We start from the raw sequence: 26,240 nt of genomic DNA, 5'->3' as shown, positions 1-26,240 counted from the left end.
CCAGACTTGCATTAATTGACCCCGCCGGACTTGTGTACGGCGAGTACGAGAGGGATGTGTGCCGATCGTGGCTCAGAGCACCACCGAGGCCGACTGGGTCTCCCGTTTCGCGGACGAGGTCATCGCCGAGGCGGATCGTCGAGCCCCCGGCAAACCCGTCGTCGTCGCGTCAGGACTCAGCCCCTCCGGCCCCATCCACCTCGGCAATCTGCGCGAGGTCATGACCCCGCACCTCGTCGCCGACGAGATCAGGCGCCGGGGCCGCGAGGTCGTGCACATCCTGTCCTGGGACGACTACGACCGGTTCCGCAAGGTCCCGGCCGGCATCGATCCGTCGTGGGCCGAGCACATCGGCAAGCCGCTGACCGCGGTGCCCGCGCCTGCGGGGAGTGAGTACTCCTCCTGGGCCGAGCACTTCAAGGCCCCGATGATCGCCGCGCTCGCCGAGCTGGGCATCGAGTACCGCGGGATCAGCCAGACCGAGCAGTACACGGCGGGTGCGTACCGCGAGCAGATCCTCTTCGCGATGCGCGAGCGCGCGCAGATCGACGCGGTGCTGGACCGGTACCGCACAAAGGCCAAGCCCGGGGCGAAGGCCGCTCCCAAGCAGCAGCAGAAGCCTGTCGACGAGGCCGAGATCGAGGCCGCCGAGGGCTCCGGCGCCGCGGACGAGGACGACGGCAGCACCGGCGGCGCGGGGTACTTCCCGTACAAGCCCTACTGCTCGGTCTGCGACCGCGACCTGACCACGGTCACCGCGTACGACGACGAGACGACCGAGCTCACATACAGCTGTGTGTGCGGGCACGAGGAGACCGTCAAGCTCTCCGAGCACAACCGCGGCAAGCTGGTCTGGAAGGTCGACTGGCCGATGCGCTGGGCTTACGAGGGCGTGATCTTCGAACCCTCGGGCGTTGATCATTCGTCGCCCGGGTCGTCCTTCGTGGTCGGCGGCCAGATCGTGCGCGAGATCTTCGGCGGCGAGCAGCCCATCGGGCCGATGTACGCCTTCGTCGGCATCAGCGGCATGGCCAAGATGTCGAGCTCGAAGGGCGGGGTTCCGATCCCTGCGGACGCCCTCGAGATCATGGAGGCGCCGCTGCTGCGCTGGCTGTACGCGCGGCGCAGGCCCAACCAGTCGTTCAAGATCGCCTTCGACCAGGAGATCCAGCGGCTCTACGACGAGTGGGACGCGCTGGAGCGCAAGATCGCGGACGGCTCGGCGCAGGCCGCTGACGCCGCCGCGTACAGCCGCGCTACGCGCACCGCCGACCGCGAGCTGCCGAGGACGCCCCGGCCGCTGTCGTACCGCACGCTTGCCTCCGTCGTCGACATCACGACGGGCGACGAGCAGCAGACGCTGCGGATTCTGCGCGACCTCGACCCGGGGAATCCGGTCACCTCACTCGACGAGACCCGGCCCCGGCTCGACCGCGCCCAGGCCTGGATCACCACCCATGTTCCGGCCGACCAGCGCACCCGGGTCCGGGACGAGCCGGATACCGAGCTGCTGGGCTCGCTCGGCGAGGCCGAGCGGGAGTCGCTGCGCCTGCTGCTGGAGGGGCTGGACGACCACTGGTCGCTGGACGGGCTCACCGCGCATGTGTACGCGGTGCCGAAGATCCAGGCGGGGCTTCCGTTGGACGCGAAGCCGACGCCCGAGCTGAAGGTCGCGCAGCGGACTTTCTTCGCGCTGCTGTACCGGCTGCTTGTCGGGCGGGACACCGGGCCGAGGCTGCCGACGTTGCTGCTGGCGGTCGGGGCCGAGCGGGTGCGGAAGCTTCTGGCCCCCTGAGGGGTCCTGCCGGGCTCGCCTGCGGCGCTGCGGCGGGTGGGCGGCGAGTTACCGCGCGGAGGGCGCGGCCTCGACCGAGCGCCGCAGGCCGCGCAGGTGCGGCCGGAGGGTGCTCTCGCTGAGGGGGCCGCCGTTCGGGCCCTCGATGCCGTAGCGGTCCTGCAGCATGAGGCCGAACTGGCGGGCGTTCGGGAAGTCGCCGTACTGGGCGCGGTACGCCAGGAAGGCCCGGGCGTAGATCTCCTGGCGGGACGACTCGTCCGCCGGGGGCTCCGGCTCGGACGCGTATTCGGGCAGGACCGGGATCGGGACCTCGACCGTGAACTCGGGCGAGTACTCGAGTTCGGGCTCCGGATCGGGCTCCGGCTCCGGATCGGGGCCGAGGTAGGCGGCGGAGACCGAGCGGACCCCGCCGCTGCCGTTGGCCAGGGTGCGGTGGCTGCCGTTGCCGGTCGGGACCAGGATCGCGGGAGCCGGCTCGGGTACGTACGCGGTCTGCGGTTCTGATTCGATCACCGGTTCGTACACGGGCTCCGGCGCTGGCGGCGGTGCGGGGGCCGGCCCCGCCGCGGCGGCCGGTTCCGGGGTTCGTTCCGGCACGGGTACCGGCTCCGGGGCCGGGGCGAGCATGGCGGGGGTCTGGACGACGATGCCGGCTGCGGCGAGGCCGACAGGGCCGGTCTCGGCGAGGGGCACGCCGAAGCGGGCGAGGCGCAGCGGCATCAGGGCCTCGACGGGGGCTCTGCGGCGCCAGGCGCGGCCGTAGCGGGCCCGGAGGCGGGCGCGGTAGACGAGGCGGTCCTGCTCGAGCTTGATGACCTCGTCGTACGAGCGGAGCTCCCACAGCTTCATGCGGCGCCACAGCCGGAAGGTCGGCACGGGCGCGAGGACCCAGCGCGTGATGCGCACCGACTCCATGTGCTTGTCGGCGGTGATGTCCGCGACGCGCCCGATCGCGTGCCGGGCGGCCTCGACGCAGACGACGAAGAGGATCGGGATGATGCCGTGCATCCCGACGCCGAGCGGGTCGGGCCAGGCGGTGGCGCCGTTGAAGGCGATCGTGGCGGCCGTCAACAGCCACGCGGTCTGCCGAAGCAGGGGGAAGGGTATGCGCAGCCAGGTCAGGAGCAGGTCCAGGGCGAGAAGCACCACGATCCCGGCGTCGATGCCGACCGGGAAGACGTTCGAGAACCAGCCGAAGCCTTTGTGCAGCGCCAGCTCCCGCACCGCCGCGTAGGAACCTGCGAAGCCGATCGCGGCGATGACGACCGCACCGGCGATGACCACACCGACCAAAATGCGGTGCGTCCGGTTCATCTGTATCGCGGACAACCGCGACCCTCCCCGACTCGCGACTCGGCAACTGGCAGGCTCAGCCTGCCACATGAACCGGGGAAGGTCTCGCACAATCGTGCGAAATTGGTGCATATAGGGCGGAAGTTGTGTGGCAGTTGTTACGTGCAGCGGAGTGGGGCCTGTCCGTTACGTGTTCGTTGTAGCGACCGACGCCATGGCTTCCTTGGCCGCCGCCTTGGCGCCTTTCTGCAGGTCCGCCGCCTTCGGCGTCTTCGCGCTCTCCATGCCCGCGCCGTTGTAGGACAGGACCGCCACGACATTCCCGGTCCGGGTGACCACTGTCACCTGCTGGTACTGCTCCTTGTCCTTCGTCACCTCGGCGGTCACCATCGTCGCCGTATCGCCGCCGAGTCCGGCAACGGCGCCCGACTTCGCGCCCTTCGTCGCGGTCGCCGCGGCGACCTGCTCCCCGTACCGCTTCACCGCCTGCTCCTCGGCGGAGCCGATCCCGGGGACCGTCTCGAAGCGCTGCAGCGCCACGTCCAGCCACCGGTACTGGAAGCCGTCCAGGCCGTTCCAGGAGCAGCCGCCCCGGGCGGTGGCGTCGGAGGACTTCGCGGCCAGGCCGCTGGTGTCCTTCACCTTCGGCACCAGCTGCTTGACCGTCTTCTGCGTCACCGACTTGCAGGGGTCCGGCAGCTTCGCGTACTTGGCTGCCGCGAGTGTCGGGGACGGCGACGGGGAGGCGGAACCGGAGACGGACGGATTGCCGTCCGAGGCCTTCTTCGACGAGCTGGAATCCGATCCCGAGGAGCAGCCGGCGATGAGCATCACCGGCACGGCTGCGCTCGCGAGCAGACGGGCGAGACGGGGCGCTGATCGTTGCATAGCCACACAGACTACGCGGCGGCCTCGCGGGCACCCCAATTCTGCCTGCGTCCGTGGTATGTCCCTGCTAGCTGAATTGCCCGGCGATTTCGCCCGCGGCCTTCCGTGCTCCGTCCTGCAACTCCTGGCTTCCCGGCGTCACCGAGTTGTCCGTCGACCACTGTGAGAACACCAGCGTGACCAGCACATTCGCCTTCCGGAACACGACCGTCACGTCCCGGTGCACCCCCGAGTCCTTGGTCGTCAGCACGTCGTTCAGAAACGCGCTGTTCCCGAGCCCGCTGAGCACCCGGGGCGCCGGCGCTGCGGAATCGGATGCGGAATCGGATGCGGAATCGGATGCGGAGGTGGATGCGGAGGTGGATGCGGTGGCGGCGGCGGACAGCGACGCGGACGCCGATGCCGATGCCGTGGGGGACGCAGTGGCGGACGACGAGGCAGAGGGTGAGGACGCAGGAAGGCCTGCCGCGACCGCCTCCTTGTCGTATAGCTGCCGCGCCTCGTCCTCGTCGCTCACGGTCGGGTCGTACGACACTGCCCGCTCGATGTCGATGCTCAGATTCCGGGTGCCCCGGTCCGTCTTCCCGGACCAGTTGCAGCCCACCCGGCGGTCCGTGTCGTACGTCAGCGTCGCCTGCCCCGCGTAGTCGCTCGACTCGGGCAACAGCGCCTTGAGGGTGTTCTGCCCGACCGACCCGCACGGCTCCGGCAGCACCCGGTACTTTCCCGGCGGCGCCGCCGACACCGAAGCCGTGCTCCCCGCCTGCTTCGAGTCCGCCCCGGCGTTGTTCGTCCCGCTGCCGCCGCTGCATCCCGCGAGCGCCGCTACCGCGAGCACTGCGGAGCACGCCGCGGCCAGCAGCCCCCTTGCGGTGCTACCTCCCGATCGCTGCACTGACCTGGCCCCTTCCGCAGGCGAACCCGTTTAATCCTTGGCGCGCGTGCGCGGCCAGTGGAGACAATGTCTACCGCACGCGCTGATGCGCTCGCCGGTCCGGATGGCGGTATCTCCGTCTTCGTGCTTGATTTCCGTTTTCGCCGATAATTGCTTTGTCGTACCGCTTTGCTCACTGCTACAGGGGGACCGAGATGTCCTACACCGAAGTGCCTGGCGTCCGGGTACCCATCCGCATGTGGGCCGACCCGGCCACGGTCGAGAGCGTCGCCATGCAGCAGCTCCGTAACGTCTCGTCACTCCCGTGGATCAAGGGGCTTGCCGTCATGCCCGACGTCCACTACGGCAAGGGCGCGACAGTCGGCTCCGTCATCGCCATGCAGGGCGCTGTCTGCCCGGCGGCCGTCGGGGTCGACATCGGCTGCGGCATGAGCGCCGTCAAGACCTCGCTCACCGCCGATGACCTTCCGGAAGATCTGTCGCGGCTCCGGTCGAAGATCGAGGAGGCGATTCCGGTGGGCCGGGGGATGCACGCCGAGGCGGTCGACCCGCGCCGGCTGCACGGCTTCCCGACGGGGGACTGGGACGGGTTCTGGGCGGGGTTCGACGGGCTGGCGGAAGCGGTCAAATTCCGTGAGGAGCGGGCCGTCAAGCAGATGGGAACGCTTGGCGGAGGCAACCACTTCTGCGAAGTCACGCTCGATTCGGACGGAATCGTCTGGCTGATGCTGCACTCCGGCTCCCGGAACATCGGCAAGGAACTCGCCGAGTATCACATCGGCCAGGCACAGAAGCTCCCGCACAATCAGGGCCTCGTCGACCGCGACCTCGCCGTCTTCATCTCGGACACCCCGCAGATGGCGGCGTACCGGCGCGATCTGTTCTGGGCCCAGGATTACGCGAAGCGGAACCGGGCCATCATGATGGCGCTGTTCCAGGATGTCGTACGCAAGGAATTCAAGAAGGCCAAGGTGGCCTTCGAGCCCGTCATTTCCTGCCACCACAATTACGTGGCCGAGGAGCGCTACGACGGTATGGACCTGCTCGTCACCAGAAAGGGTGCGATCCGGGCCGGCAGCGGTGACTACGGCATCATCCCGGGCTCGATGGGCACCGGTTCATACATCGTGAAGGGCCTCGGCAATGCGGACGCCTTCAATTCCGCCTCGCACGGCGCGGGACGGAAGATGAGCCGCAACGCGGCGAAGAAGCGGTTCTCGACGCGTGATCTGGAGGAGCAGACCCGGGGCGTGGAATGCCGGAAGGACTCGGGCGTGGTGGATGAGATTCCGGGTGCGTACAAGTCGATCGAGAAGGTCATCCACCAGCAGCAGGATCTGGTCGAGGTCGTCGCGAAGCTCAAGCAGGTCGTCTGCGTCAAGGGTTGAGAGACATGCTGGAGGGCGGTGTCCGCGGGGCGCCGCCCCCTCGCGTGTCAGCGCAGCGGGATGGTGCGGACCCCGGCCATGCCCTTGTAGTCCCCCGGATCACGGGTGATCACCGGGCGGCCGTCCGGCCAGTCCACGCTCGGCCGCCGGCACGAACAGCCGTAGGTCGTCCGAAAGGGATGCGGAACCTCATCACCGCGCGGCAGCGCTGCTCCACCAATTGATCCGGGTGCCGGCTGTGGAATTCGCCAACGAGCCCGCCGAGATCCGTACGTGGACGGGCTGGCTGAGCCGGGATTAGAGGTCGGCCAACCCGCCGCTCCGGACGGCGGAGACGAATGATGTCCAGCTGCCGGGGGAGGTGACGATCGCCGGACCTTCCGGGTCCTTGCTGTCCCGGACGGGGACGATGCCGGAGGCGGCGAAGTCACGAGCGAACTCGACGCACTGGCCGCCTTCGCCGCCGCTGTAGCTGGACCTTTCCCACCGTGCACGGGAGCGTTCGAAGGTGATATGGCTCATCTGGACAGCTCCTCAATCGCCTTGCGGACAAGAGCGATTGAATCCTCCGGCGACAGAGCATCCGCGCGCAAGCGGTCATACTTTTCCACGGTGCTCGCCACGTCCTTGGGGGAGTCGACCACCTGGCCTCCAAGCGTGGTCTCCGCGTACACGACAGTCGGGTCGTCTTCGAACGTCAGCAGCGTGAAGCTGCTCGTGGACGGCGGCGCGCCGGTACTGAAGGGCAGCACCTGCAAGGTGATGTGCGGTGACTCCGCCTCCTGCAGCAGATGCCCGAGCTGCTCGCGCAGGATCTCGGGGCCGCCGACCACGCGCCGAAGGCAGGCCTCGTTGAGGATCACCCAGAGCAGTGGGGGACTTTCGCCAGCCATCACGGCATGGCGTTCCATGCGCGCCTGGATCTTTTCCTTGGTCACTTCCACGTCGTCCCGTGGATTCACGGCGCGGAACAGCGCATCCGCGTACTCCGGGGTCTGCAGCATGCCCATGATGAGGGTCGCGCTGTAGTCCAGGATCGAGGTCGCGGTCGCCTCGAGCCGCACGTACGGCACGAACCACTCCGGGTGGCCGCGCTGGCTCAGCCGCTCCCGCAGGCGGGCGAAGAACCCGCTGGTGTTGAACACCTCGTCGCAGCCGCGCGCGAACTCGGCGCTGCCGAGTCGTTCGCCGTTCTCCACCATGCCGACGTACGACGATGCGTAGCAGGTGCTGGTCGCCAGATCCTTCTGCTTCAGGCTGGCGTGCAGGCGGGCGTGGCGTACCTCCGACCCGAAGTACTCCGGTCCTCCGTGTGGCTCGCTCACCTGGCAACTCCCTTGTCGCACCTTGGCGCACCCATTTCCACAGGGCGGCTGTGGAGCCGTAAACCCTCGTCAGCGTAAGTCCGGATGGGCAGGCTGAGCATACGGAACGTCATTACTCGCTCACGGAGAGGTGCAATCGTAATGGACAGGGCAACACAGGACGCCGACGCCCGGCGCATCGGCGATCAGGTCGCGGCGGAGCTTCAACTCGGCTTTGCCGGGGCCGGGTTCTGGATCGCCGCGAGCGGCGCCGCCCCGATGGGCGGGCGGGCGTACGTGTCCATCGCGCCGGTGCGCGCGGATGTGGCGGCCCGGCTGATCGACCCGCTGAGGGAGTGGGCGGCGTGATTGTCGGGGAGCTGGCGATGGATGTCGCGCTGGGCCGGGTCTGCGTCGTCATGGGCCGGGAGGGCCCGTACGTACAGCTCCGGCCACTGGGCGGCGGCCGGGAATGGGACGCCCGGCCCGAGGACGTCCGCCCCGCCACGGCGGCGGAACAGCTCAGCGCGAAAGTGGCGGAGGTCAACGCCAACGCTGTGCGGGGGTGGGGGCGTTGAGCGGGCAAGGGCCCCACACCGTCATCCGCTTCGCCGACTGGACGATCCGCCCGGACGCGGGGGAGGAGGCGCCCCCGATCGTGTTCGCGTTCCGTTGCACGGCGTGCGGTGCGGCCGGGCCGCCGGACGAGGACTTCGAGGCGGCGCGGGGGTGGGCCTTCGCGCACGTGGGGCGGAACCCGTCGCATCGCGGGTACCGGGAGGTGATTCACCGGTTCTGGCGGATGGCGCTGGTGCGGTGAGGGGTGCTACGGCAGGTGGCTGCGGGCGGCGGCTTTGCCGGGGGCGCCGGCTCGGGTGTGGGCGTCGGCGGCCTGGGCCCAGGCCGCCGACACCGCCACCCAGGCCGGGGCCACCGCCGAAGCAGCCCAGGCCGCCACAACGCGGAGCGCTAGCTCATCCCTCCCGGTGCACCTTGTGCTGCGCCGCCTGCGCACGCGGGCGCAGCACCAGAAGGTCGACGTTCACATGCGAAGGGCGGGTGATCGCCCAGGCCACCGTGTCCGCCACGTCGTCCGCCGTCAGCGGCTCCGCGACGCCCTCGTACACGGAGGCGGCGGCGTCCTGGTCGCCCCGGAAGCGGTTGACGGCGAACTCGTCCGTCTTCACCATCCCCGGCGCGATCTCGATGACCCGGACGGGCTGGCCGGAGAGCTCCAGGCGCAGCGTCCCGGCGATGGCGTGTGTGCCGTGCTTGGCGGCGGCGTAGCCGCCGCCGCCCTCGTACACCACGAGGCCCGCCGTGGAGGACAGGATGGCGATCGTCCCGTCCCCGCTGGCGATGAGCTTGGGCAGCAGGGCCTGGACGGAATTCAGCACGCCCAGCACATTGACCTCGTACATCGCCCGCCAGTCGGCCGGGTCGGCGGTGGCGACCGGGTCCGCGCCGAACGCGGCGCCCGCGTTGGCGAAGAGGACGTCGACGCCGTCCAGCGATTGGGCGAAGGCGTCCACGGCGTCGCGGTCCGTCACATCGAGGGCGTATGCCGCTGCCGAGCCGCCCGCCGCCGCGATCTCCTTCTCCAGGACATCCAGCCGGTCGGCGCGGCGGGCGGTGAGGACGACGTGGTAGCCGGCGGCGGCGAGCTTGCGGGCGGTGGCGGCGCCGATGCCGCTGCTGGCACCGGTGACGACGGCGGTACGGGTGGTCATGGCGGTGGCGCCTTTCGCGTACGGGTTCGGCGGTTTAGAGGTTCCACCAGCAGCATAGGCGGGGGCTGGTTACGTCGCCGGGGTGTGGTCCGGGACCTGGGCGGTGGCCGCGGGGTCGCCGGCCGCCGAGAGGGTGGGCTGCCGGCGCCCGGGGATGAAGGCGGTGATGGCGAGGGCCATGACCGCCGCGGCGCCGCCGATGATGAGTGCCGTACGGAAGCCGCTCTCCGAGGGGAGGGTGGTGGTGCCGAAGGTGGTGGTCATGTGGGCCAGTACGACACCGACCACCGCGCTCGACGAGGACGTGCCGATGGAGCGCATGAGGGCGTTGAGCCCGTTCGCGGCGGCGGTCTCGGAGGGGGGCACCGAGGACATGATGAGGGCGGGCATGGAGGCGTAGGCGAAGGCGATTCCGGCGCCGATGACCGATGAGACGACGAGCAGCTGCCAGACGGCGTCCATCAGGAGGACGCCGAAGCCGTATCCGGCGCCCATGATGACGGCGCCGATCATGAGCGAGACCTTGGGGCCGCGCGCCGCCGAGACGCGTGCCGAGATCGGCGAGACGGCCATCATCACCAGCCCGGACGGGCCCATCACCAGGCCGGCGGCGAGCATCGACTGGCCGAGTCCGTAACCGGTGGCTTTCGGAAGCTCCAGCAGCTGCGGCAGCACCAGCGACATCGAGTACAGGGCGAAGCCGACGACGATCGAGGCGAGGTTGGTCAGCAGGACCGGCCGCTTGGCGGTGGTGCGCAGGTCGACCAGCGGCTCCGCCGTACTCAGCTCCCAGCGTCCCCAGACCAGCAGGATGACCACTGCCGCGCCGAAGAAGCCGAGGGTCGTGCCGCTGCCCCAGCCCCAGTCGGCGCCCTTGGAGATGGCGAGGAGGAGGGAGAGCAGCCCGGCCGAGAGCCCGGCGGCACCGGGGAGGTCGAAGTGGCCGCCGCCGCGCAGCGGGGACTCGGGTACGACGAGCAGGACGAGCCCGATCGCGACGGCGCCCACGCCGCCCGAGACCCAGAACAGGACGTGCCAGCTGGCGTGTTCGGCGATGGCGGCGGCGCCGGGCAGGCCGAACGCGCCGCCGACGCCGAGGGAGGAACTCATGAGGGCCATGGAGGAGCCGAGCTTCTCCGGCGGGAGCTCGTCGCGCATGATGCTGATGCCGAGCGGGATGACGCCCATGGCGCAGCCCTGGAGGACGCGGCCGATGACCATCGGGGTGAGGGAGTCGGCGAGGGCGCAGACCACCGAGCCGGCGACCAGCAGTGCGAGGCTGACCAGAAGCATGCGGCGCTTGCCGTACATGTCGCCGAGGCGGCCGAGGACCGGGGTGGCGATGGCGCCGGCGAGGAGGGTCGCGGTGATGGCCCAGGAGGCGTTTGAGGCGGAGGCGTGGAGGAGCGTCGGCAGCTGGGGTATCAGCGGCACGACGAGGGTCTGCATGAGGGCGACGACGATGCCGGCGAAGGCGAGTACGCCGACCACGGGGCCGGTTCGCGGCTGGTGTGCGGTGGACATGATGTGCACTGTACATGCAGTGTGTATCATGCACATTTCCTTTTTGGCGGGTAGCCTCGCCATCAGGGGGGTGACGACGGAGGAAGGCAGGAGGAGGCCGGTGATGGGCGAGGAACTGTGTGATCTCGAACGTGAACTCATCCTGCTCTTGCGCCATCACCTGGCGAATGCGCGCAAGCAGAATCCGAAGCTGCTGGAACGTTCCGCCTATCTGCTGCTCAGCCGGCTCCAGACCGAGGGCCCGATGTCGATCGGCCAGCTTGCCGACGCGCTCGGCCTGGACGCCTCGACCGTCAACCGGCAGACCGCCGCCGTACTCCAGCACGGCCTGGCCGAGCGCATTCCCGACCCCGACGGCGGCATCGCCCGGAAGTTCAGCGTCACGCGGGAGGGCGCGGAGCGGGTGGCGGCCGACCGCGAGTGGGGCCGGCAGAGCATGGGACGGGCCGTGGAGGACTGGCCGGAGGACGATGTCCGCGATCTGGTGCGGCTGCTCACCCGGTTCAATGTGAGCGTCGAGAAGATGGACGGCCGGCCGTGGCCGCGTGAGCAGGTGTCGAGCGAGGCGTCAGGTTAGCTTCGTCAGTACGGCCTTTGCGGCGGTGATCGTACCTTGGCGGATCACGTCGGCGGCGGGGGCCTTCTTCGTGTCGAAGTCGCTGCCGTTGTACGTCACCGTGATCAGCGCGTTGCCCTTTCGGACGACGACCACCGACTCGCGGGTCTGCTGGCTGTCCTGGGTGGTGAGGCTCTCGCCGACCGAGGCCTCGTCCGCTCCCAGGCCCAGTACGGCTGCCGTGCTCTGCGCCTGCTTGCCGTACAAGGAGTGGGCCTCCTGCGTCGTGCCCGATATCTCGAACGAGACGTCGAGCCAGCGGTAGGCGAAGCCCTTCAGCGCGTTCCACGAGCAGCCCGAACGACGGGTCGGATCGCTGACCTTGAGTTCGGTCCCGGCGGTCTTCGCACTCGGCACCAGGGACTTCACCGTCGCGACCGGGACCGTCGTGCAGGGAGCGGGCGGCTTGCTGAAGGAGACGGCGCTGCTCCCTGTTGCGGTGCCTGTCGAGGCCCCGGTCCCGGCCGAGGCACCGCCCGAAGCGGCGCTGGAGGAGGGGGGCGGCGACGAGGACGCCCCGGTCTGCGGGGCCGCCACCGGTACGGACCCGGCGGGGGATGTCATCGACCAGCCGGCCACGGCCAGCACCACTACCGGCAGCAGGCGGGCGGCCAGGACCACGGGCAGAGAACGCATGGCGGTCAACTCTTCGGTCGTACGGCCGAAGGCCGTAGGGGGGCGACGGGAAGGACGACGGGAAAGCAAGCGAAAGACGGTGGAAAGTGAGACTGCCATATGAATCCCGTCGCGAACAGCCCGACCCCCTCCCTCTTGACAACAGCCGGTAGGGCGCTGGTAGGTGCGGGCCGCCGCCGGCCCCCGGGCCGGCCCCGGACGATCATGGGCACGGCGGCGGCGAAAGGGCCGCCCGATATCGGCCGGACACGGCCCGGCCGCCTACCGCTGACGTACGCCCCGGGCGGCAGCGGAATCCGGAGCGGGGCATTCAGGCTTTGGAGTGACCTTTTTGCCAAGGGGCTTCGCCGGAGGCCTGACAACGCCCACCATGGTGCCGTGACCTGGGACTCTTCGCGACAACGACGGTATCGGCTCATCCGCCGCTGCGTTTTTGCCGCCGCGGCGTCCTCGTTTACCGGCCTTGCCGTATGGATGATGACGACCGGTAATGCGGACACCAACAACTCAATTGCCAGCGTGGCGAGTCTTTTTCTGGGATTTCTGTCGCTGGCCCCCGTCCTGGGTGGCCCCTTGCGGCAGGAGCGGACCCCGCCCGATCCGGCCGCGCTCGCCGACGACCTGGCGCTGACGCTCAACGAGCAGTGGCTGGACGAGGCGAAGATCCTCAGGCTGCGCAGCCCCCGGGTGTTGCCCCTGGCCTGGTCGGCGACCACCCGGAATGTCACCGACCTGCCGGATCCGGACTCCGCCGGACCGCCGGGGACGGCCGCCAGGGTGCTGCGGATGCGCCTGAACGGCCGGCTCGAGGGCAGGTTCGAGACAGTGATCCGGCAACTGGCCCAGGGGTACGAGCAGTTGCCGAACCGGCGGCTGGTGGTCCTCGGCGAACCTGGGGCCGGCAAGACCGCGCTCGCGATCCTGCTCACCCTCGGCATGCTGGCGGTGCGCGAGGCGGGCGGCCCTGTGCCGGTGCTGCTGCCGGTGTCGTCCTGGGACCCGGTGCGTGAGTCGCTGGACGACTGGATCGTCAGGACGCTGGCCGTCCCGTACTACAACGGCCGCGAGGAGATCCCACGTACGCTGATGGGACACGGGCTGCTGCTGCCCGTACTCGACGGGCTCGACGAGATCCCCGAGCCGGCGCGCCGCAGCGCGGTCCGGGCCATCAACCACGTGATCGGCGCCGAACGCCCCATCGCGGTCACCTGCCGGGCCGCGGAATACGAGGACCTCATCCGGGGCGGCGCACCGGTGCTGCGCCGGGCGCCGGTCATCGAGGTCTCGCCGGTGCTGCCGGAGGACGTCATCGCGTATCTCGGGGACATGGAATGGCCGGCGGGCATCGGCTGGGACGCCGTCTTCGACCATCTGCGGTCCGAGCCCGGCAGCCCGGTGGCCACCGCGCTGTCCACCCCCCTGATGATGTCGGCGGCCCAGATCGTCTACCAGCGCAGCGGGGCCGAGCCGGCGGAGCTGCTGGACACCGCCAGGTTCGACTGCCGGTACGCGGTGGAGGACCACCTCACCGACCGGCTGGTCGACGCGGCCTACGCCCCGGTGCCGCTCTTCCCGGGCCAGCCCGACGACGGGCTCTGGGCCTTCCGGGGGAGATGGACGGCCGTGCAGGCCCGGCAGTGGCTCACCTTTCTGGCCGTATACCTCCACGATCACCGCGAGCGCGAACTGGCGTGGTGGCGGATGAGCCAGCGGCTGCTGTCCCTGTGGGTCGCCCCGTGCATCGGCATCGGTGTGGGGCTGGTCCTGATGATCGTCTCGGCGGTCTGGGCGGTGTTCGTCAACGGCGCGACCGGCGACTACCAATTCCAGAATGTGCTGGCCCTCCCTGGTGGGCGGCGGCTTCGCGGTCCTCGCCACGGTCGTCTGCTACGGCTCCGCGGACCCCGCCCCCGGCCGGGTGTCCCTGGCGGCCCGCGGCTCCTGGCGCAGGCTGCGGCGCGGATTCAGGACCGGCCTGGCGCTGACCTCGGTCTCCGTCGTACCCGTGCTGATCGGCTTCGCCGTCATCTACTCCTTCTCCGCGGTCGGCGGCCTCTGGTCCTTCTCCTCCATCGAGCTCTACTGCGAGATGCTCATGGTCTCCGCCGCCATGGCCGCCGTGGTCGGCCTCGCCCTCGCGGCCCACAACTGGCTCGACGCCCCACCGACCCGCGCGGGCCAGGCCGGCCCGGGGTGGTCCGTCATCCAGGACCGACGCTCCTCCCTTGTGGGAGCGCTGGTGGCCGGGACCGTCATCGCCGCCACCGGGCTGCTGGGATGGACCGCCGGGACCCTCTCCGGAAGCCTGATCAGCGGGGCGCTCACCGACTGGCCCGGCTGGCCCGGCGACCCCGACCTCAGCCTCCTCGCGGAGTACCACTGGGACCTCATGCTGGGGCACTTCGGGCACCGCCTCCCGCTGGTCCTCGGGCTTGCCGTGCTGCTCCCCGCCACCGTCTTCGCTCTCCTGGTGCTGCTGACCCGGGCGTGGCCCCGCTTCGTCCTGGTCCGGCTGCTTCTGGCGGTACGTGGCCGGCTGCCCTGGCGGCTGATGAGTTTTCTCGCCGACGCCCGGGAACGGGAGCTGCTGCGGCAGTCCGGCGGGATGTATCAGTTCCGGCACATCCGCCTCCAGGAGACGCTGGCCGCCCAATGGGGCGCCGGGCCCGCAGTCGCCGGGCCGCCGGCCGGGCCGGCGGGCCGTCCCGTCGGACGACGCCTGGTCCTCACCGCCGGGGCCGCCTCCTCCGTCGCCGCGGTGACCGCCTTCACCGGCCCCTGGCCCAAGGACATGTCCCGGACCGCCCTGGCCGGACACGAATCCGCGGTGCTCGCGGTGGCGTTCCAGCCGGGCGGCCAACTGCTCGCCAGCGCGGGTGCGGACGGCACCGTACGGCTTTGGGGCAACCGGGCGAACAGCATCCTCCAGCGATGGCCCGTGAGCGGCACCGGATTCGTGGCTGCCCCCGTGCTCGCCTTCCGGCCGGACGGCCGCGGACTCGCCATCGCCACCGGTTACGGCGCTGTTGAACTGTGGGACGTCAAGGGCCGGCGGCGGCTGAAAAGCCTCACCATTGCGAAGTCGGCCTTCATCCGGACGCTGGCCTTCCATCCCGGAGGCCGTATCCTCGCCGTCCTCGACAGCCAGGGCGGCATCTATCTGTGGGCCGGGGACTCCTACCAACAGATCCAGTACGTTGTCGGGGAATCCGTCAGGAGTGTGGCGTTCAACCCCTCCGACGGCACCCTGGCCGCGGTCAACAGCGCCGGCGGCGTCCAGCTGTACACGGTGAGTCCCCTCCGCAAAGGAGCCGCCTTCGCCGCCCTGCCCTCCGAAAAGAGCTCGACACCCGGGCTCAACGGCGCCGTCGCGTTCAGCAGGCACGGCGGCCTTCTCGCCGCCGTCAGCGGAAACGGCCTGGTGCGGTGGTGGGACACCGGCACCGCTCAGGAAACCCTGGCCTCCCGGCTGCGCTGGGACGGCCCCCTCGCGTTCAGCCCCGCCGATCCCACCGTCGCCCTGGCAGGCGCGGGCGGCGCCGTGCGGCTGTGGCGTACCGACGCCCACGACGGATTCATTACGCTCACCGGGCACACCGGCCGGGTCAACGCCATGGCGTTCGACGCGACCGGCCGTCTGCTCGCCACCGCCAGCGACGACCGCACGGTGCGGGTGTGGAACGTACCGACGTAAGCGCTACGCCTGGGCGCCAAGAGGCCGCGGGCGGCGGCCCGGCACCCGGCAGCAGCGCCTGGAAGGGCTCAGGAGGGCGCCGTGCGGCAGGAGAAACCCAGGGTCTTCATCGCCAGGTACACCTCACGGGCGCTGAAGTCCCGCCGGTCCTGGTGTGTGATGGCCGCGCCCACCTGCATCACCGGATACGCGATGCCACCGATCTTGACCGATGCACCCGAGGCGGACTCGGGCTTGACTCCGCTCATCGCCTGCTCCACCTCGATCGGGTGGAGGTAGAAGTGCCGACGGGCGATGGTGACACGCATCATGCCTCAACAAGTGGAAGGCGAATGGAGCCGTAGCCCCACAGTCTCACGTCCAGGCCGGTAACCACGATTCGGCGGAACCGCAGCGATTTCTGTTATCCCCGGTCCGCACGCCCGTCTCCTGTGACGTACGGACCGAATCCGACACAGGAGCCAATCAGTGGGTCAGTCAGTGGGTCAGGACATCAGCCGGGGCATGATGAGCCGCCGCAGCCTGCTGCGGATCGCCGGAGCGACCGGGATCGGGGCCGCTGTGATCGGCGCCGGTACCGCTCCCGCGTTCGCCGCCCCGGCCAAGGCGAGCGAAATGGCCGCCAAGGTCAGGCCCGAGGGCGGCGGCGGGGACTACGGAACCGGCGGCGGCCTCGACCATCTCGGCTTCGGCACCCTGGCCTTCACCCGTGCCGCGGCAACCGCCGCCGCCATGAAGGCCCCGGCCGCTACCGCCTCCTCCTCGGCCTCTTCCTCCGCCCCTTCCCCTTCCCCTTCCCCTTCCCCTTCCGCCTCTGCGTCCGCGTCCACGTCCGAGATCGGCACCGCCACCGAGTCCCCCTCCACGACCGCCGCAAGCGCCGACGGCACCAAGCCGCAGGGCGGCACCAGTGGCAACCTGGCCGAGACCGGCGCCGGCGACATCGCGGCCGTCGCCGCCACCGGCATGCTGGCCATCGCCGGCGGTTTCCTCGCCCTGCGCCGCCGTCGGGCCGGCGACAACTTAGAGGCCGGGTGGAGCTGCTCGGCGTACGTCCGCGCATGGCGTACGCCGAGCCTCCCGCGCCCTCGAGCGACGCGGTCCGGGGCAGCGCAACTGATCACAAGTGGTCATTAGATTGTGAAATATGACATTTACTCCGTGTACGGCCGTGCATGGGCTACCATTTGGATATTGCGGCGCCCGTGAACCCGGCTTCCTTCGCAACCTCATTCCTCATTCAGGAAGAGCAGGAGAAGGAGATGAATCGGATGGGTGCCTTGGACCCGGTCCTCATGCAGCCCTGTCGGGTGGTCCGGGCCATCGGAGAACTCGATCTGATGACGGCGCCGGCGTTCGCCGCCGACCTGCGAGGCCCGGGAGACGCAAACCCGTTGCCCTGGCTGGTCGTTGACCTCAGCGAGGTGTCCTTCATGGACTGCAGCGCTCTGGGCGAGCTGTGTGCCGTGCGGGACCGGAACGAGAAGCGCGGGGGATGGACGCGGGTGGTCTACACGCACCCCAGCATCGAGCTGCTCTTCCGCGCGGCCCGCCTCAACGCACTGTTCCCGCGTTACATCAGCGTTCACGAAGCCCAGTGTGGTCGGGCCTACATGGCGCCTCTGTGACGCGAACGGTCGGACACGCGGGCCCGGCCCGTCACGGCGGTAGAGTACGCACGCGAGTGGAAGGCACACCGTCGAAAGGCTTTTCCGCACTTTCCTGCGTCTGCGGGGCGGACTCAAGTGATCAGCGACCGCATGGCCGAGATCCTGGCCCTGCTGCACCGGCGGGACCGCTCACATACCGCCGTGGCGAGCGCCGCCGCCCTCGGCGTGGACAGCATCGCGGCATCCCTGGCGGTCTCGGGAAGCGCCTCGGAGCTGGTCTGGTGTTCCGGAGATCTCAGCGTTCGCTTCGAGGACGCGCAATTCACGCTCGGTGAGGGGCCCGGCCCCGACGCGCTCCGTTCGGGCGAACTGGTGGCGGCGCCTGACCTGGCCAGGATCCGCCCTGATCGGTGGCCGGTCCTGGCCCAGACGCTCGAAGGCCTGCCCGTACGCGCGGTCTTCTGCTTTCCCCTGGGGCTCGGGGCCATCCGGGTGGGTGTCCTGACGGCGCTGCGCCGCTCCTCCGGGCCGATGTCCGAGCAGCAGGCCACGGACGCCCTCGCGCTGTCCGCGGTGTTGACCGCGCTCTTCCTCGGCGGCGACGGACGCCTGCTGGATTCCTGGGCGCCCGCGGAGTCCACCCGGGTGCTTCAACGAGCTGTGGTGCACCAGGCGACCGGCATGATAACTGTCCAGCTCGATGTTCCCTTCCCCGAAGCGTTGCTGCGCCTGCGGGCCTCGGCGTACAGCAGCGGACGTCCCATCAACGATGTTGCCCACGATGTGGTGGCCAGGCGATTGCGTTTTCACGTCGCAATGAACGGGCCGAATCCGCCCGGAAACCCAAGGGGATGATCAGAGTGGCCCGTGAACAACGTCTGGCAGAGATCTTCGTGGAGGTGGCCGACTCACTGATCGACGAGTTCGACGTCATCGACTTCCTCCAGAATCTCTCCACGCGCTGTGTGGAGTTGCTGGGCGTGTCCGCCGCAGGGATCCTGCTCGCCGACCAGTACGGAGACCTGCAGATCATCGCCGCCTCGGACGAGCACACCCGGCTGCTCGAACTCTTCGCCCTCCAGCACGCCCAGGGCCCCTGCGTGGAGTGCTACCGCTCCGGTTCCGCCAGGACCAACATCAACCTCACCGATCTGACCGCCACCGCAGCATGGCCCCAGTTCGCCTCCCGCGCCCGGGCATCCGGCTTCACCGTCACCCACGCCCTGCCCCTGCGGCTGCGCACGCGGATCGTAGGGGCCCTCAGCCTTTTCCAGGCCGCACCCGCGCCCCCACTCGGCATCGAGGGCGTCGCGCTGGCCCAGGCACTGGGCGACGTCGCCACCATCGCGATCCTGCAACAGCGGACCCTTGAACAGACATACGTCGAAAAGGGCCAGCTCCAAGCCGCGCTGACCAGCCGCATCCTGGTCGAACAGGCGAAGGGCGTCCTGGCCGAACGCTGGCAGACCACCGTCGACGAGGCCTTTGTCGCCTTCCGTAAATACGCCCGCTCGCAGCACCTGCGCCTCTCGGACTTCGCCCGCCAGATCATCGAGGGCGGATTCGACACCGACCAGATCCCCTTCCCCGTGGTCGCTCCGCCGGCGCCCCAGTGAACCGCCCGTGAGTTCTGCGGCCCGCAGCGACGTATAAGACGTATAACCAGTGACCTACGAAAGATGGGGCAACGCGGAGGGCGCCCCGACCGGTTCCAATCAGCGAGGTCAACTGCTCCGTCGGCAGTCAGGTGATGGTCAACCTGAAGCGCTGGAACACCGGCCCACCGCAGTTCCTAGGGCCGATCCACGAGTACCGGGCGCTGATCATCAACCATGAGGTCGGCCACCGCATCGGCCACGGCCACGAGGGCTGCCCCGGAAAGGGCAAGCCCGCACCGGCGATGATGCAGCAGATCGACGGACTCCACGGCTGCGTGGCCAACGCCTGGCCGTACAGCCCCAGCGGCAGATACCTGGGCGGCCCAGCGGCCCCCTAGAGGGCGTGGTTGTAGACGTAGACCAGGAAGCCGCCGTAGAGCGCGGACGCGATGGTCGCCGAAGACAGCAGGACGACTCGGCTGGCCCGGGAGCGCACCCGGGTCAGGCCCGTCGCCAGGGGCAGCAGCAGCGGGAAGGCGGGGAGCAGGAAGCGCGAGCGGGAATTGAAGAATCCCGTGTCCCCCACGGCCATCACCATGAGCATCGCGCTGTAGACGAGCAGCGGCAGCGGCTGGCGGTTCGCGGACGACAGGGCGAAAAGTACCGCTGCCGCGCACAGGATCAGCGTCACGACGATCCCGCCGAGCGGCGACGGCGTGGAGTGCAGCAGGAGCGCGGCGATGTGGCGTGCTGTGGAGTGCCCAAAGTCGAAGTTCGAGTTCCACTGGTGCTGGACGGCCAGATAGCCGTCCCAACGGCCGAGCCGGAGGTCGACCCAGCCGACGTATCCGAACAGGCCGGCCGCGCCGATGAGCAATCCGAGGCAGGGGCGCCACGCCTTGGCCGGCTGCCCGAGCCGCCGGAGTCGCAGCAGTTCCGCGCCCACTGCGAAGCCGACTGCCGCCAACACCGCGGCACCGCTCGGCCGGGTCAGTCCGGCCAGGGCGCACAGCACCCCCGCCCACAGCCACCGGCGGGTCAGTACGGCGTACAGCGACCAGGCGGCCAGCGCGGTGAACAGCGGCTCGGTGTACGCCAGGCTCTCTATCACTGCCTGCGGCAGCACGCCCCAGAGCAACGTGGCCGCGATTCCCACTTGACGGCCGTAGCACCAGGAGCCGACGGCGAAGATGCCCCACGCCGCCGCCAGCGAGGCCACCCAGGCGATCGCCAGCGCGGAGGAGTGCGTGTCGAATGGCGTGATCGCCCGCACCACCCGGATGGCCGCCGGGTACAGCGGGAAGAACGCCATGTTGCTGTGCACGGTGGGGCCGTGGCCGTTGCTCATCGCGGGCAGCGAGTGGCCGTAGCCGTGAACGGCGACGTTCGCGTACCAGTTCGCGTCCCATATCGTCGATAGCTTGCGGAGCCACGACTGGCCTCGCGCGTGACCCCAGTAGATGAGCACCACCACGCCGACGGCGCGTACGGCGGCGTAGCCCAGCAGAGCGGGTGCCGCGTCTCGCAGCGCCGCACGCACTCGCTGCGAGGGTAGTGGGACTCTCGGAGTGTCGACCGTCTTGATTGTGGTCATCTCCCGGATCGACATGTCCAGTGCGTCCTATCTGCGCTGATGGTCGGGCCGCAGGTGGCGGGGCGACGCGCCAAGCTCCTACGCGCTGTAGGAGGGAAGTGACGCGTCCGAGGTTGCCTTGCGCGGAGGATCAGCCGTCCGGGGTTGCGAGGAAACGCTTGATATTTTGTACATGCACCTGGCAATTCCGGACAGGCTGGGCACGGAAGTACCGGAGGCGGCCGGGCACGGAAGAACCAGTGCCGCCACCGAAACCAACGGCCGCCGCTCAGTCGAACCGGATGTGCTTGGCCCCCGTCCAAGCCCTGCGCAGACGCCCTCGTAGCGCACTTTCCATGTTCCCACACATGCCTGCGTACGCCCGTTCGAGGCGGAGGTCGCCGACCTGACCCAAGCCCCCCACCCACTGGCCGGGAGGGCAGCCACCGGGCCCCCGCCCACTTCCCCCGCCCCGGGGCCAAGCCGTCTGAGAACGGAGACCGGCTACGTTCGCCTACCGTCGGTCTCATTCCAGCCGCGCAGGGTCACCTGCACATCGCCGTTCAAATAGTGGGCGAGCGCGTTGCGAGTGGACGGTACGAATTCCTGCGGGATCGCGGTGGTGTCGACCCAGCGGACTTCGGAGTGCTTGTCGGGCTCCGGGTTGATGAGCTCGCCGGTCCATTCATGGGTGGCGAAGACGACGGTGAGGAAGCCGTTGGGGGATTCGACGCCCCAGGCGCCATGGATGACGTGAGCGAGATGCAGGGACGTCGGGTCCACCAGGAGGCCGGTCTCCTCGCGGAGTTCGCGGACCGCCGTTTCGGTGATGGGTTCGCCGGGGTCGTTCTTGCCGGTGGGCAGGTCCCACAGGCCTTGGGCGAATTTGGCCTTGGGGCCGCGTTGGAGGAGAACGACGCGGTGGTTGTCCTGGTCGTGGACGATCACGGCGGCGACGAGCAGGGTCATCGACTCGTTCGCGGGTTCCAAGGCGTGCGGTCGGACGCCGGAGTGCGGCTGAATCACAGTGATCCATTCGTCGGCGGAGCGGGGTCGCACGCCAGCGCAGTGGCGCGCTCGGACGCTTCCTTCCCGTGGGACGAGGCCCGGGAAACAGGCGCTTTTGAAGGCTGGAGCTGTCTGCTGGTGAGGTGCCGGCTGCCGGATCCGCCGCTCAGGCCCGAGTGGCGCTGACCGAGCCGGGCCACCAAAGCCGGACGTACGCACTGACCGGGCCGGAACGGATCCCGCCCCGGCAGCAGGTCGAGGCCATCGCGGCTGTTCTGGGGCAAGAAGTGCCCTTCGTCGAGATCAGCCGGGACGAGGCCCGGCGGCAGATGGCTTCCTTCATGGGAGACCAGAGCGCGGACGCGGTGCTCGACCTCATGGGCGGGGATGTCAACGACGAGCTGCTGCAGGTGCGCGATACGGTATCGCGGGTCACCGGCTCCCCGGCGAGATCGTTCCAGCAGTGGGCTTCGGAGAACGCCACCGCCTTCCGCTGAGCCCGGCGCAACGAGCCGGCAGGGTGGGTCCTTTACCCCCTTCCGCCTGGCTGGTCTTCCAGGCGAACCGGCATCAGCATCGAGAAGGTGTCCTCGGCGTCGGGCCGACGGATCGCCAGGGGTGCCGTAGGGCCACCGAACTCCACAATGAGTTGGTCCCGGGCTCCCGCGGCGAGGGCGTGCAACAGAAAGTCGCGGTTGACCGCGACGTGGTCCTGGCCCTCCTCGAAGTCTTCGGAAACCGTCACCGCACCGTCCGCAGTCACTGTGAGCACGCTGATGCTGACGGACACGCCGTCCTGCTCGCGCACCTTGCTTGCGCGGACTGGGCCCGTTCCCACCGCCTCGCGGAGGACCGGCACATCGACGAGGACGCGTCGCCCCGCCGGTAGGCGGACGAGGCGACGGTAGTCGGGGAACTCGTGGCGGAGGCGCCGGCCGGCCGTCTGACGGTCCCCCGTCTCCAGAACCACGCGGTCACCGTCCACCGTGAGCTGGGCGGACGCGTCGTCAGTGAGCAGTGCCCGCATCGCGTCCGCGAGCGGAGCGGGCACGATGACCTGGACACGGGTCCCGTCGTGACCGGTGGTACCGGCTTGTGCGACGGCCATCCGGTATCGGTCTGTGGCCACGACGTGGAGCGCCTCGCTCTCCAGGTCGAAGAGCACGCCGCCGAGCATCGGCAGCTCAGGGTCGGTACTGGCGGCGAAGCGGACCGCGTCCAGCGCGGCGGCCAGCTCAGCGGCGGAGACGGTCAGTTGGGCGGTGGCGGTGCGGACCAAAGTCATGGGGTTCTCCCTGCGTTCGAGTAGCGCTCGGACCGTGGAGAGCTCATGGCGGGCGTCGGACAGCCCGAGTTCGAGACGGCGCAGATGCGCCTCCAGCAGCTTCCGCACCAGGTCGGCGTCCGCACTGGACCAGCTGGCCAGCACCAGCCGGATGTCCGCCAACGGCATTCCGACCCGCCGCAGTCGGGCCAGTAGCCGCGACTCCGCAAGCTGTTCGGGGCTGTACCAGCGGTAGCCGCTCACCGGGTCGACCCACGCCGGAATGAGCACGCCGGCACGGTCGTAGAACCGCAGGGCGCTCACACTCAGACCGCTGTCGCGGGCCACCTCACCGATACTGCGCATCTCGCTCTCCACACCCAGAACTGTGAGGCCTCGACCATGTCGAGGGTCAACCGTGGGCCTGATGGGCCTGATGGGCCTGATGGGCCTGATGGGTTGATCGAGGTTGACGAGACGGGGGCAGCCGGCCAACGGCAGCACCGACTCGAAGCACTACGTTCACCGGCGGGCCGCTGACCCGCTGAACCCGGCGCTCAGCAGGGTGCGGCGAGGTAACGGGCGTACGCGTCGAGGCCGTCCGGGACGAAGGGCCAGTGCTGGACGGCGTTTCGTAGTTCGGTCTCGGTCATCCAGCGGTGCCGGGCGATCTCTGCCGGGTCGGGGTGGATGTCAGCCGTGATGACGGCTTCGTGCACGACGAGCCAGTACGGGCTGATCGCGCCATGGCAAGAGGTATTTGACTCGGAAGCGCACAGATGCGTGCACCCCGGTCTCTTCGGCGAGTTCGCGAGCCGCAGCCGCCTCGTAGGACTCGCCCACGTTCACCGCGCCGCCGAGCAACATGTTGTATTGGCCGGGGAAGCGGGAGGCGCCGGCGGGTCGCTGGTGGACCAGGACGCGGCCGGCGGGGTCGTGGCAGACCGTGGTGGCTATGCGGTGGAGCCAGCCGCGCTGGATGGCCTCGGTACGGTCGACGATGCCCAGGACCCGGTCCTGTTCGTCGACCCGCTCGACCCGCTCATCCACGGACGTCCGGGCACCGGCTCACGGCCACACCAAGCAGTACAGCTGGTGTCCTGCCTCCTGGCACCGCTGGGCGAAGCCCTGCCATTCCACCAGCAAGTGGTGTGGGCGGGGCGCTGACCTGTGGATTTGCCGCGATCTGCCCGGTGACCAGCCAAAACTACCTTCAGTAGTTGACGCTGGTCACCGGCGTTTTCGGCCCTCATGTGCCCTGGATGTGCCCTGGGCCGTCCTCCAACGCTGGCGGAACTGGTGAGCCCCGGCTTCGCAGTGCCGCTCTAACGCCTAGCGAGCGCTCCCGTGTTCTCCAACAGAGCCTGGAGCAAATACGGCGGCTCGGCATCGGCGGTGCGCGCCGCTTCACGGTACGTCGCGGCGTTCTTGCCAGCAAAGCCCTCCCCGTCTCTGATCAGCTCCCGCTTCCGCGCGTCCCACGCCGGCCAGTGGGACGTCAGGTGCTCCTCCAAATTGTCGTGGAAGACCGTGTACTCGGGGGTGGACTCGGCGGCGGGCTCCCCCCTGCGCGGGCCGCCGAGGTAGCCAAGCAGATTGGTGTTGTCCTGCACGTTTTTCCGCACGGCGTCGTCGATCTTCCGCAGTGCCTCGATCCGGTCCCCCTCTGCCATGGAGGGCTGCAGCCCTTGTCGCCTGCGCTCCCCCATCCCGGCGTCACCGTCGAAGACGGCGTAGCAGCGCACGTTCAGCGCACGCAGAATTGCGTGGCAGAGCATTAGCTTGCTCTTGCTTCCGGCGCTGACGACGGTAATTCCGCGGGAGCCGAGACCGATGTTTTGCCGCTCGGCGCAGCCGAGGACGATGGCGGCGTCGGTGTCCCCCTCAACCAGCACGGCGACATCAGAGAAGAATGCCTCCGCCAGGGTGTCCACGCACCTGAGGCCGGCATGCTTCCTGACGGAGTCGGCCTTCACCCCGTACGGTTCCAGCGCCCGGCATAGCTCCGCCTCGAAGACCTGATTCACCCTCGTGGTCGGGTGACCATCGGTGAGGTCATGACTGAGGCGGCGAACCTCGTGATAACTGCGGTGGTCGATGAACACGGGGTTGTGGGTCGCGTACATTACCTGCGTGCGGCCGTTCGAGGTCGTCACCAGCCCGCGCAGCACCTCGGCGAAGGTCCGTGCTCGGGCCGGGTGCTGGAACAGTTCGGGCTCCTCGATGGCGAGACATAGCGTCCGGGTTCCGCCCTCTGGGTCCCTGCGCTCGGCGAGAAGTTTCAGCGCCGCGACGATCAGGGCCCTCTGGAAGCCGTGCCCTTGACGGTATACAGACGTATCGGCCGCACCGTCCTGAATGCGAACCCGGAAGAGGGTCCTCACAGGCTTCGGCATCTGTACCTTGGGCGAGACGCGCACGGTCCGCCCGGTGGTGAGTTGGGCGACCTCCCGCGACAGCTCCGCCGAGACGTTGTCCAGTACCTCCCCGTAGACCTTGGAGTGAATCTCCTCCCGCTCCTGCGCCAGGCCCTCCTCGACCGACCTGAGCTGCTCGGCTGCCTTGCTGCGGTCGACTGCGTGGTCGAGGATCCGGCCGAGCAACGTGGCTTTGTTGTCGTCGGCCTCCTCATAAGCGCGCAGATCGGCGGAGACGAACACGAAGTCGATCAGCTCGGCCAGCTTGTTCTGCCCCGTGAAGCCGAAGAAGTGCGTTCCCGCGATCTCCGTCTCGGTGAGCTGGTCCCGGTTGTCCAGCTCCCAGGTGCGCATTGCATCCTCGACGGCCGCAGCAGAACCGGCCGACGGCAGGCCAAGGTCAGTTTGTTCCTCCCGGAGCCGGGCGTAAGCCCGACGTTTGTCCATCGCCGACGTCTCCTGGCGGACCGTCTCGAAGGGCGGGTAGGCGAGGCCCTTGCCGGTGATCTTGTCTTCGCCTTCCTCCCACGTGCGCCAGACGATCACGCTGTCGGCCCCTGGAGGCGCGTAGTGGCCGAGCGTCTCACGGTCGTGGTCCGTCAAGTCGTCGAACTCCACTTCCACGGTGATGCGGCGGCCATCCCGTGCCGAGTGCAAGTCTTCGTCGCTCAGGCCAACCGACTTCTCGCCGTTGAAGAACCAATCGAGGGCGCGCAGCACGGTGGACTTTCCGGCCCCGGTAGGTCCCAGGAAAGACGTGATGACTTCCAGGCCGATGTCCACCTTGTGCAGGCAGCGGAAGTTCTCGATGCGTACGCGCTTGATCTTCATGAGTCGGAGTGTCCTGAGAGTCCAGTGATGCCTGAGAAGGGTGGGGTAGATGAGCCGATTAGCTACGGATGTGATGTTAGCCCGGAGGGGTGACATCGTGTCAGGAATTACGGAGAGGTGACCAATCCGGTGCGGGGGGGGTGGAACCGGCGCTGGACGGAGCGGGCGGCTGT

General features: G+C 69.2%; 25 protein-coding genes and 3 pseudogenes. 13 read left to right on the top strand and 15 right to left on the bottom strand.

Annotated elements, in window-relative coordinates:
* Positions 1–58: 58 nt before the first annotated feature.
* Positions 59–1,795: a lysine--tRNA ligase gene (gene lysS, locus FCI23_RS03830; RefSeq protein WP_136721982.1), complete on the top strand. Its 1,737-nt coding sequence runs from the start codon at positions 59–61 to the stop codon at positions 1,793–1,795.
* Positions 1,796–1,843: 48 nt separating this feature from the next.
* On the opposite strand, the gene FCI23_RS03825 is transcribed toward lysS, so the two are convergent.
* The 3 genes from FCI23_RS03825 to FCI23_RS56130 form a co-directional block, all read right to left on the bottom strand.
* The gene (locus FCI23_RS03825) at positions 1,844–3,112 is read right to left on the bottom strand and encodes a DUF2637 domain-containing protein (RefSeq protein WP_136722032.1); all 1,269 of its coding nucleotides are present in this window, start codon (positions 3,110–3,112) and stop codon (positions 1,844–1,846) included.
* 165 nt (positions 3,113–3,277) lie between these two features.
* Positions 3,278–3,979 carry a DUF3558 domain-containing protein gene (locus FCI23_RS03820; RefSeq protein WP_136721981.1) on the bottom strand — a complete coding sequence of 234 codons (702 nt, stop codon included), beginning with the start codon at positions 3,977–3,979 and terminating at the stop codon, positions 3,278–3,280.
* A gap of 67 nt (positions 3,980–4,046) precedes the next feature.
* Positions 4,047–4,874 (bottom strand): hypothetical protein, encoded by an 828-nt coding sequence (locus FCI23_RS56130; protein WP_169316670.1) that lies wholly within the window; start codon positions 4,872–4,874, stop codon positions 4,047–4,049.
* 194 nt (positions 4,875–5,068) lie between these two features.
* Between FCI23_RS56130 and FCI23_RS03805 the strand changes: the two genes are divergently transcribed.
* Positions 5,069–6,262: an RtcB family protein gene (locus FCI23_RS03805; RefSeq protein WP_136721978.1), complete on the top strand. Its 1,194-nt coding sequence runs from the start codon at positions 5,069–5,071 to the stop codon at positions 6,260–6,262.
* Between the two features lie 297 nt (positions 6,263–6,559).
* On the opposite strand, the gene FCI23_RS03800 is transcribed toward FCI23_RS03805, so the two are convergent.
* Both FCI23_RS03800 and FCI23_RS03795 read right to left on the bottom strand, forming a co-directional pair.
* The gene (locus tag FCI23_RS03800) at positions 6,560–6,784 is read right to left on the bottom strand and encodes a DUF397 domain-containing protein (protein ID WP_136721977.1); all 225 of its coding nucleotides are present in this window, start codon (positions 6,782–6,784) and stop codon (positions 6,560–6,562) included.
* Complete coding sequence (locus FCI23_RS03795) at positions 6,781–7,464, bottom strand: DUF5753 domain-containing protein (RefSeq protein WP_246143285.1); 684 nt, start codon at positions 7,462–7,464, stop codon at positions 6,781–6,783. The genes FCI23_RS03800 and FCI23_RS03795 overlap by 4 nt, the downstream gene beginning before the upstream one ends.
* Before the next feature lie 264 nt (positions 7,465–7,728).
* Here FCI23_RS03795 and FCI23_RS03790 point away from each other — a divergent pair, with 264 nt between their 5' ends.
* Genes FCI23_RS03790 through FCI23_RS03780 form a run of 3 tightly spaced genes read left to right on the top strand, consistent with a single transcriptional unit; the run spans position 7,729 to position 8,386 of the window.
* Entirely contained in the window at positions 7,729–7,935 is a 207-nt protein-coding gene (locus FCI23_RS03790; protein ID WP_136721975.1) for a hypothetical protein, read from the top strand.
* A 17-nt stretch (positions 7,936–7,952) separates the two neighbouring features.
* Positions 7,953–8,144, top strand: a complete 192-nt coding sequence (locus tag FCI23_RS03785) for a hypothetical protein (protein WP_136722031.1) — start codon at positions 7,953–7,955, stop codon at positions 8,142–8,144.
* Complete coding sequence (locus FCI23_RS03780) at positions 8,141–8,386, top strand: DUF7848 domain-containing protein (protein ID WP_136721974.1); 246 nt, start codon at positions 8,141–8,143, stop codon at positions 8,384–8,386. Before FCI23_RS03785 ends, FCI23_RS03780 begins: the two co-directional genes overlap by 4 nt.
* A gap of 6 nt (positions 8,387–8,392) precedes the next feature.
* Here the strand turns inward: FCI23_RS03780 and FCI23_RS62270 are convergent, their stop codons facing one another.
* The 3 genes from FCI23_RS62270 to FCI23_RS03770 all read right to left on the bottom strand — a co-directional run bounded on the left by FCI23_RS62270 (position 8,393) and on the right by FCI23_RS03770 (position 10,820).
* On the bottom strand, positions 8,393–8,524 hold the full coding sequence (locus tag FCI23_RS62270) for a hypothetical protein (RefSeq protein ID WP_265737717.1): 132 nt from the start codon (positions 8,522–8,524) through the stop codon (positions 8,393–8,395).
* A 16-nt stretch (positions 8,525–8,540) separates the two neighbouring features.
* On the bottom strand, positions 8,541–9,296 hold the full coding sequence (locus FCI23_RS03775) for an SDR family NAD(P)-dependent oxidoreductase (protein WP_136721973.1): 756 nt from the start codon (positions 9,294–9,296) through the stop codon (positions 8,541–8,543).
* Between the two features lie 69 nt (positions 9,297–9,365).
* On the bottom strand, positions 9,366–10,820 hold the full coding sequence (locus FCI23_RS03770; RefSeq protein ID WP_136721972.1) for an MFS transporter: 1,455 nt from the start codon (positions 10,818–10,820) through the stop codon (positions 9,366–9,368).
* A 103-nt stretch (positions 10,821–10,923) separates the two neighbouring features.
* Here FCI23_RS03770 and FCI23_RS03765 point away from each other — a divergent pair, with 103 nt between their 5' ends.
* Positions 10,924–11,397: a MarR family winged helix-turn-helix transcriptional regulator gene (locus tag FCI23_RS03765; protein ID WP_136721971.1), complete on the top strand. Its 474-nt coding sequence runs from the start codon at positions 10,924–10,926 to the stop codon at positions 11,395–11,397.
* Here FCI23_RS03765 and FCI23_RS03760 read toward each other — a convergent pair.
* Positions 11,389–12,072, bottom strand: a complete 684-nt coding sequence (locus FCI23_RS03760) for a hypothetical protein (protein WP_136721970.1) — start codon at positions 12,070–12,072, stop codon at positions 11,389–11,391. The two genes, FCI23_RS03765 and FCI23_RS03760, sit on opposite strands and share 9 nt — an antisense overlap.
* A 1,831-nt stretch (positions 12,073–13,903) precedes the next feature.
* Here FCI23_RS03760 and FCI23_RS03755 point away from each other — a divergent pair.
* Positions 13,904–15,766 (top strand): WD40 repeat domain-containing protein, encoded by a 1,863-nt coding sequence (locus tag FCI23_RS03755; protein ID WP_136721969.1) that lies wholly within the window; start codon positions 13,904–13,906, stop codon positions 15,764–15,766.
* A gap of 68 nt (positions 15,767–15,834) precedes the next feature.
* Here the strand turns inward: FCI23_RS03755 and FCI23_RS03750 are convergent, their stop codons facing one another.
* Complete coding sequence (locus tag FCI23_RS03750) at positions 15,835–16,077, bottom strand: SCO5918 family protein (protein ID WP_246143275.1); 243 nt, start codon at positions 16,075–16,077, stop codon at positions 15,835–15,837.
* A 157-nt stretch (positions 16,078–16,234) separates the two neighbouring features.
* Here FCI23_RS03750 and FCI23_RS03745 point away from each other — a divergent pair, with 157 nt between their 5' ends.
* The 5 genes and pseudogenes from FCI23_RS03745 to FCI23_RS03725 all read left to right on the top strand — a co-directional run.
* Positions 16,235–16,903, top strand: a complete 669-nt coding sequence (locus FCI23_RS03745; RefSeq protein ID WP_169316669.1) for an LPXTG cell wall anchor domain-containing protein — start codon at positions 16,235–16,237, stop codon at positions 16,901–16,903.
* Positions 16,904–17,037: 134 nt separating this feature from the next.
* Positions 17,038–17,394: an STAS domain-containing protein gene (locus FCI23_RS03740; protein WP_136721968.1), complete on the top strand. Its 357-nt coding sequence runs from the start codon at positions 17,038–17,040 to the stop codon at positions 17,392–17,394.
* A 132-nt stretch (positions 17,395–17,526) separates the two neighbouring features.
* The gene (locus tag FCI23_RS03735) at positions 17,527–18,231 is read left to right on the top strand and encodes an ANTAR domain-containing protein (protein WP_136721967.1); all 705 of its coding nucleotides are present in this window, start codon (positions 17,527–17,529) and stop codon (positions 18,229–18,231) included.
* Positions 18,228–18,992, top strand: coding sequence for an ANTAR domain-containing protein (locus FCI23_RS03730; protein WP_136721966.1), 765 nt, complete (start codon positions 18,228–18,230; stop codon positions 18,990–18,992). Before FCI23_RS03735 ends, FCI23_RS03730 begins: the two co-directional genes overlap by 4 nt.
* A gap of 104 nt (positions 18,993–19,096) precedes the next feature.
* Positions 19,097–19,372, top strand: a pseudogene (locus tag FCI23_RS03725) (DUF3152 domain-containing protein); the annotation flags it as partial.
* Here the strand turns inward: FCI23_RS03725 and FCI23_RS03720 are convergent.
* A complete protein-coding gene (locus tag FCI23_RS03720) occupies positions 19,369–20,568 on the bottom strand; it encodes a glycosyltransferase family 39 protein (RefSeq protein ID WP_136721965.1) in 1,200 nt (399 codons plus the stop codon). The pseudogene FCI23_RS03725 and the gene FCI23_RS03720 overlap by 4 nt on opposite strands.
* A gap of 483 nt (positions 20,569–21,051) precedes the next feature.
* On the bottom strand, positions 21,052–21,516 hold the full coding sequence (locus FCI23_RS03715; RefSeq protein WP_136722028.1) for an NUDIX domain-containing protein: 465 nt from the start codon (positions 21,514–21,516) through the stop codon (positions 21,052–21,054).
* 191 nt (positions 21,517–21,707) lie between these two features.
* Here FCI23_RS03715 and FCI23_RS03710 point away from each other — a divergent pair.
* Positions 21,708–22,052 (top strand): annotated as a pseudogene (locus tag FCI23_RS03710) (capsule biosynthesis protein CapD); the annotation flags it as partial.
* Positions 22,053–22,084: 32 nt separating this feature from the next.
* Here the strand turns inward: FCI23_RS03710 and FCI23_RS03705 are convergent.
* The 3 genes and pseudogenes from FCI23_RS03705 to FCI23_RS03695 form a co-directional block, all read right to left on the bottom strand.
* Positions 22,085–23,185: a DNA polymerase III subunit beta family protein gene (locus FCI23_RS03705; protein ID WP_136721964.1), complete on the bottom strand. Its 1,101-nt coding sequence runs from the start codon at positions 23,183–23,185 to the stop codon at positions 22,085–22,087.
* A 191-nt stretch (positions 23,186–23,376) separates the two neighbouring features.
* A pseudogene (locus tag FCI23_RS03700) lies at positions 23,377–23,869 on the bottom strand (NUDIX domain-containing protein).
* A 275-nt stretch (positions 23,870–24,144) separates the two neighbouring features.
* The gene (locus FCI23_RS03695; protein WP_136721963.1) at positions 24,145–26,067 is read right to left on the bottom strand and encodes an AAA family ATPase; all 1,923 of its coding nucleotides are present in this window, start codon (positions 26,065–26,067) and stop codon (positions 24,145–24,147) included.
* Between the last annotated feature and the right edge of the window lie 173 nt (positions 26,068–26,240).

Source organism: Actinacidiphila oryziradicis, assembly GCF_005047355.1.
GTDB lineage: Bacteria > Actinomycetota > Actinomycetes > Streptomycetales > Streptomycetaceae > Actinacidiphila > Actinacidiphila oryziradicis.
The sequence above is the reverse complement of the archived record's forward strand: the minus strand, read 5'-3'. Positions and strand labels throughout refer to the sequence as shown.